Genomic DNA, 5,700 nt, shown 5'->3' on the forward strand with positions numbered 1-5,700 from the left:
TTGAGCCTCGCGGCCGCGATCGCGCTGCCCGCCAACTTCCCCGGCCGCGACCTGATCCTGTTCAGCACGTTCCTGCTGATCATCGCCACGCTCGTCGTGCAAGGCGGCACGCTCGCGCCGCTGATCCGCGTGCTGAAACTGCGCCCGGCCGCGCGGCACACGATGTCCGAGCATGCGGTGCGCGCGCATGCGTTCGGCGCGGCGCTCGCCGAACTCGACGCGCTCGAACAACGCGGCTCGACCCTCGAGCGGCCGTCGCTCGACCGCCTGCTCGCCGAATACCGGAACCGCGTCACCTTCAACGAACGCGCGCATCGCCAGGGCGCCGAACCGGCCAACGTGCGCTCGCGCATGCTGCGCGTCGAACTCGAGCTCGTCGGCGTGTCGCGCCGCGCGCTGCTCGACCTGCATCGCGACGGCAAGGTCGACGACGCCGTGCTGCACCGGATCGAATCGGAGCTCGATTTCGAGGAACTGCGGCTGCAGCGGCTGCTCGAACCGTAACGCCCGGCCACGCCGCCGGCCTCCCCTTCTTTACATGGAACTGCAATGAGCGAACTGTCCGTCGAAGCGAGCATCGGCTCCGTCGATTACCTCGTCCACTTCAGCGATGGCGTCCACCAGTGGCGCGCCGACGAACCGGCGTCGCTCGGCGGCGGCGATGCGGCGCCCGCGCCCGTCGCGCTGCTGCTGTCGAGCCTCGGCGCATGCACCGCGATCACGCTGAAGATGTATGCGCAGCGCAAGGGCTGGCCGCTCACCGAAGTGCACGTGAAGCTCGCGCACGAATCGGGCAGCGCGGGCAGCACGATCGTGCGCCGCATCACGCTCGAAGGCGACCTGTCCGGCGAACAGCGCGAACGGCTGCTGCAGATCGCGAACGCGTGCCCGGTGCACAAGATCCTCACGCATCCGATCACCATCGACACGGCGATCGCCTGACGCGCCCCGCCTCGACCACAAGATCCCCACCATGTCCGCCACGATCAAGACCCTGCTCACGCCGCGCGAAAGCGACATCGGCAACCTCGTCGTGCGCCGCGTGCTGCCCGCGCGCGCCGCCCGCCTCGTCGGCCCGTTCATCTTCTTCGACGAGATGGGGCCGGCCGTGTTGCCGGCCGGCCGCGGCATCGACGTGCTGCCGCATCCGCACATCGGCCTCGCGACCGTCACCTACCTGTTCGACGGCTCGCTGATGCATCACGACAGCCTCGGCTTCCGGCAGAAGATCGTGCCGGGCGACGTGAACTGGATGACGGCCGGCCGCGGCATCGTGCATTCGGAGCGCTCGCCCGACGAAGACCGGCCGCATGATCAGCCGGTCCACGGAATCCAGACCTGGGTCGCGCTGCCGGTCGAACATGAAGACACCACGCCCGCATTCGTCCATCATGCGGCCGACACGCTGCCGTCGTTCACGCGCGACGGCGCGAGCGTGCGCGTGATCGCGGGCACCGCGTTCGGACTCACGTCACCGGTCGCGGTGTTCTCGCCGACGCTCTATGCGTATGCGGAATTCGCGGCAGGCGGCACGCTGGCGCTCGATGCCGAACACGAGGAACGCGGCGTGTACCTGGTCGACGGCGACCTCACCATCGACGGCGCACCGCTCGCCCCCACGACGATGGCCGTGCTCGAACCCGGCGCGTCCGTGGCGCTCGCCAGCGCGAACGGCGCACGCGTGATGCTGCTCGGCGGTGCGCACCTGCCGGGCGAGCGGTTCATCGAATGGAATTTCGTGTCGAGCGAGCGCGCGAAGATCGACGCGGCCCGCGCGGCGTGGGCCGATCAGACCTTCGGCAAGGTGCCTGGTGAAGAAGACCAGTGGACGCGCCAGCCGGAACGCAAGGCGCAATAACGTGCGATAAGGGGCGGCCAGCGGAATCGCACGCAAGAAACAACGGCCGGCACACATGCCGGCCGTTGTACGTTTACGGCTTCAATCCCATCAGCTTCGCGAGCGTCGGCCAGCGGTCGAGCGAGTCGATGAACGCGCGACGCGCCTGCTCGTCGACGTAACGCTCGGGATCGAGCGCGGGCAGATGCCGCGCGAGGCCGAGCACGTCGTTCGGTTGCGACAGGCGATCGTCATCGGCGTCGCCCGGAGGAATTACTGTTCGTCGATCCATACGCCATCCGGAGTTTTCACCGAGTAGCCCCCGGCCGTCTGCATCGTCACCGTGCCCTCGTTCTCGCCCACCATCCGCGTGCGCGGCAGGTCGGCCGCGTACTGCGCGAGCGTCGTGCCCGGCTTGAACGGGCTGTTCGACACGAGGTTCGACAGCAGTTGCGAGAGCGCGAGGAAGCTGGTCGGCTGATCGATCACGGTCGTCGCGCCGTGGTTGCCGGCAAAGCCGATGAGCCGCACGCCGACCGGCCCGTGCACGATGCGCGGCGTCGGGATCTCGCGCAGGCCCGCGACCTGGTACTTGTCGCCGCGCAGCGCGGCGCCGTGCTCGGGCACGAACACGATCACCGCACGGCGGCCCGATTGCGCGATCAGGTCGGCCAGGCGATCGAAGTCGTCCATCAGCTTCGTTGCGCGCTGCGGGTACGAGTCGATGCTCGTCAGCGAGCTGCCGACGATCCGGTTGCCGTCGTGCAGGCTGATCGTGTTGTAGTACAACGCGACCGGGCCCGGCACCGACGCGCGCTGTGCATACCAGTTCGCGAGCGTCGAGTAGTCGTCCTTGATCGGCGAGCCGTCGAACGCGTGCATCGCGACGGGCGCGGCCGCGTTCGACACCGGCGGCGCGTCGGGCACGCCGATGTTGTCGTGGATCACCTGCAGGAAGTTGTCGAAATGGCCGTCGTGGTTCAGCAGCGACTGCACCTTGTAGCCCGCGCTCGCCAGCTGCGAGAACAGGTAGCACTGCTGCGGCGCCGGCTTGTACAGGTCGGCGTGCGCTTCCTGCCCGCAGCTCGCACGCAGCACGCGGATCGCCGCCGGGCCGCTGTAGCTCGCGGCCGTGCTGAAGTTGGTGAACAGGTAGTCGAAGTGGCTCAGCATCGGATGGTTGCGCACCTTCGCGGCGTCGAGGTCGTCCCACGACAGCGAGCAGATGTGCAGCACGATCACGTCGAACTGCGCGGCCGGATCGTTGCCGAGATGGCCGAACGCGACCTGCCGCTGCGATTCCTGCGTGCGGAACGTCGCGAGCGCGGCGTTGTGATCCTCCGGCTGGCCGGCAATCGTCGTGCCTGTTGCGTTGGCCTGCTGCGGCAGCGGTGCGACGACGCGCGCCATCAGCCCGCTGCCGGCCTGCCACAGCGGCATCACGATCAGCACGGCCAGCACGAACGTCGCGACGCGCAGCCAGCGATTCACGATGAAGTAGACGATCAGCGCGCCGGCCACCGTCAGCAGCAGCACCGGCGGCAGCAGGCGCGGCAGCAGCTCCATCCAGTATTCGAAGCGGAACGTGCTCACTTCGCGTGCGGCCTCGACGAGCCGCGCAAGCGGCGGCGCATGCATCTCGCGCGCGAGCAGCGGCACCGCGATCGCGATCGCGACGACCTGCCGGACGATGCGCCACGCACGCCGCCGGATCGGTGCGCTCACCGCGAGCGCCACCGCGAACGCGAGGTTCGCGAGCCAGAACGGCTGCAGGTGCCCGGTCGCGAACAGCGCGAACTTCAGGATGAAATACAGATTCCAGAACGTCATCTAACCCACTCCATGATGAGCGCCGCGTCAGTCGCGCGCCCGATCGAGTTTCGGCGCCAGCATGGCCTGCAAGCCGCGCGCCGCACCCTTCCACATCCGTACATAGCCGTCCAGGCCGATCCGCAGCACTTCCTTCAGCCCGCCGAGCGGCGTGTCGAGGCGCTCGCCTTCGTGCCAGTCGAGCCACGCATCCGCGCGGCCGAACGTGCATTGCACGAGCTGGCGCTCCTGTTCGAGCGTCAGTTCCTCGAAGCTCACGCCGACATGGGTCGGCGTCACGCGGCTCACGCGCACCGGGAACGGGAACGGCCGGTCGCCGCGCGTCACGCACACCGTCAGCGTGTCGCCGACGGCAAGCGGAAGCCCCAGCACCGCTTCGAGGCCGAGGCCGCCGGTCGAGTAGTCGCTCGTGAAGCACGCGGCCGTCGAGCCGTCGGCAAGCAGCAGCATGGCCGGCACGCGCATCGCGATCCGGTGCGTGACGCGCACCTGCTTGGTTTCGCGCGCCACGGCCAGCGCCGCGCCGAGCATCGCGAGGTTGTACACGGTCCAGCCGAGCGTGATCAGGATCGTCGATGCCTCGTCGCCCTGGTCGGCCACGAGCCGCCACAGGCCGGCGAGGATCGCGAGCACGTTCAGCCCGAACAGCACCAGATACGGCTTCGACGTCGACCAGTCGACGTAGCCTTCGTCGATCTTGCCGCCCTTGTCGGTCACGTTGAACTTGCCGTGCTTCGGGCTGAAGAATGCGACGGTGGTCGGCAGCGCGATGTACCACGCGAGCACCGACTCGTAGACCTCGGCCCAGAACGAATGGCGGTAGCGCCCCTGCATCCGCGAGTTCGCGACGTTCGCGAGCACGAGATACGGGATCACGTAGCTCGCGAGCGCGAGCGCCGACGCGTTGATGAAGTACAGGTGGAAGAACAGGTACGCGAGCGGGATCGTCAGGAACACCAGCCGCGGAATCCCGTAGAAGAAGTGCAGCATCGCGTTGCCGTAGCAGATCCGCTGGATGAAGCCGAGCCCGCGCCCGAGGAACGGGTTGTCGATGCGGAAGATCTGCGCCATCCCGCGCGCCCAGCGCGTGCGCTGCTTCACGTGGCCCGCGAGGCTTTCGGTCGCGAGGCCGGCCGCCTGCACGGTCGGCAGGTACGCCGACGTATAGCCGCGCCGGTGCAGCTTGAGCGCCGTGTGCGCATCCTCGGTCACGGTCTCGACCGCGACGCCGCCCACCTCTTCCAGTGCGCTGCGCTTGAGCACCGCGCACGAGCCGCAGAAGAACGTCGCGTTCCACAGGTCGTTGCCCGACTGCACGAGGCCGTAGAACAGGTTGCCTTCGTTCGGGATCTCGCGGAACGTGCCGAGGTTGCGCTCGAACGGATCGGGCGAGAAGAAATGGTGCGGCGTCTGCACGAGCGCGCACTTCGGGTCGCGCAGGAACACGCCCATCGTCGTCTGCAGGAACGAGCGCGTCGGCACGTGATCGCAGTCGAAGATCGCGATGTATTCGCCGTGCGTCTTCGGCAATGCACGGTTGATGTTGCCGGCCTTCGCGTGGCGGTTGTCGTCGCGCGTTACGTAGTCGATGCCGGCTTCGCGCGCGAACGCCTCGAATTCGGGGCGCTTGCCGTCGTCGAGCAGGTACACGCGCAGCTTTGCGCTCGGCCAGTCGATGCTCTGCGCGGCGAAGACGGTCGGCTTCACGACCGACAGCGGCTCGTTGTAGGTCGGGATGTAGATGTCGACGGTCGGCCAGGTGTCGGGATCGTCGGGCAGCGGCACGATCGGCCGGTCGAGCGGCCACGCGGTCTGCACGAAGCCGAGCAGCAGGATCATCCACGTATAGGCTTCCGCGCCGTACAGCAGGTAGCCGGCAACAGCCTCGACCGGGCCGCGGAAATCGAGCGTCTGCGTGGTGCGCCACCACACGTAGCGCACCGTCGCGAGCAGCGCGAGCGACGCGAGCGCGAGCGTCGGCAGATGGCCCGGCAAGCGGCGCAGCGCGAGCGCCAGCACCGCGACGATCGCAA

Annotated in this window: 5 protein-coding genes and 1 pseudogene; 3 read left to right on the plus strand and 3 right to left on the minus strand. The window is 68.3% G+C overall.

Going from position 1 to position 5,700, the window contains the following annotated elements; genetic code table 11:
- From G3N99_RS33095 to G3N99_RS33105, 3 genes and pseudogenes are all read left to right on the plus strand, one after another.
- Window positions 1–504: pseudogene (locus tag G3N99_RS33095) on the plus strand (sodium:proton exchanger); the annotation flags it as partial.
- Window positions 505–549: 45 nt separating this feature from the next.
- Window positions 550–942 carry an OsmC family protein gene (locus G3N99_RS33100; RefSeq protein WP_174988976.1) on the plus strand — a complete coding sequence of 131 codons (393 nt, stop codon included), beginning with the start codon at window positions 550–552 and terminating at the stop codon, window positions 940–942.
- A gap of 31 nt (window positions 943–973) precedes the next feature.
- Window positions 974–1,858, plus strand: a complete 885-nt coding sequence (locus tag G3N99_RS33105; protein WP_206124477.1) for a pirin family protein — start codon at window positions 974–976, stop codon at window positions 1,856–1,858.
- 73 nt (window positions 1,859–1,931) lie between these two features.
- Here G3N99_RS33105 and G3N99_RS33110 read toward each other — a convergent pair whose 3' ends face one another.
- The 3 genes from G3N99_RS33110 to bcsA all read right to left on the minus strand — a co-directional run.
- Entirely contained in the window at window positions 1,932–2,129 is a 198-nt protein-coding gene (locus G3N99_RS33110) for a hypothetical protein (RefSeq protein WP_206124478.1), read from the minus strand.
- A complete protein-coding gene (bcsG, locus tag G3N99_RS33115; RefSeq protein WP_174934673.1) occupies window positions 2,111–3,667 on the minus strand; it encodes a cellulose biosynthesis protein BcsG in 1,557 nt (518 codons plus the stop codon). Before bcsG ends, G3N99_RS33110 begins: the two co-directional genes overlap by 19 nt.
- Before the next feature lie 27 nt (window positions 3,668–3,694).
- Window positions 3,695–5,700 (minus strand): UDP-forming cellulose synthase catalytic subunit (bcsA, locus tag G3N99_RS33120; protein ID WP_206124479.1); only part of this gene is annotated, 2,006 nt, incomplete at its 5' end.

Source organism: Burkholderia sp. Ac-20392 (assembly GCF_017104585.1).
GTDB lineage: Bacteria > Pseudomonadota > Gammaproteobacteria > Burkholderiales > Burkholderiaceae > Burkholderia > Burkholderia lata.

Excerpts from the sequence above, each read along its gene's own strand:
- G3N99_RS33100 (WP_174988976.1), top strand. The coding sequence starts at position 550 with ATGAGCGAACTGTCCGTCGAAGCGAGCATCGGCTCCGTCGATTACCTC.
- G3N99_RS33105 (WP_206124477.1), top strand. The coding sequence starts at position 974 with ATGTCCGCCACGATCAAGACCCTGCTCACGCCGCGCGAAAGCGACATC.
- G3N99_RS33110 (WP_206124478.1), bottom strand. The coding sequence starts at position 2,129 with ATGGATCGACGAACAGTAATTCCTCCGGGCGACGCCGATGACGATCGC.
- bcsG (WP_174934673.1), bottom strand. The coding sequence starts at position 3,667 with ATGACGTTCTGGAATCTGTATTTCATCCTGAAGTTCGCGCTGTTCGCG.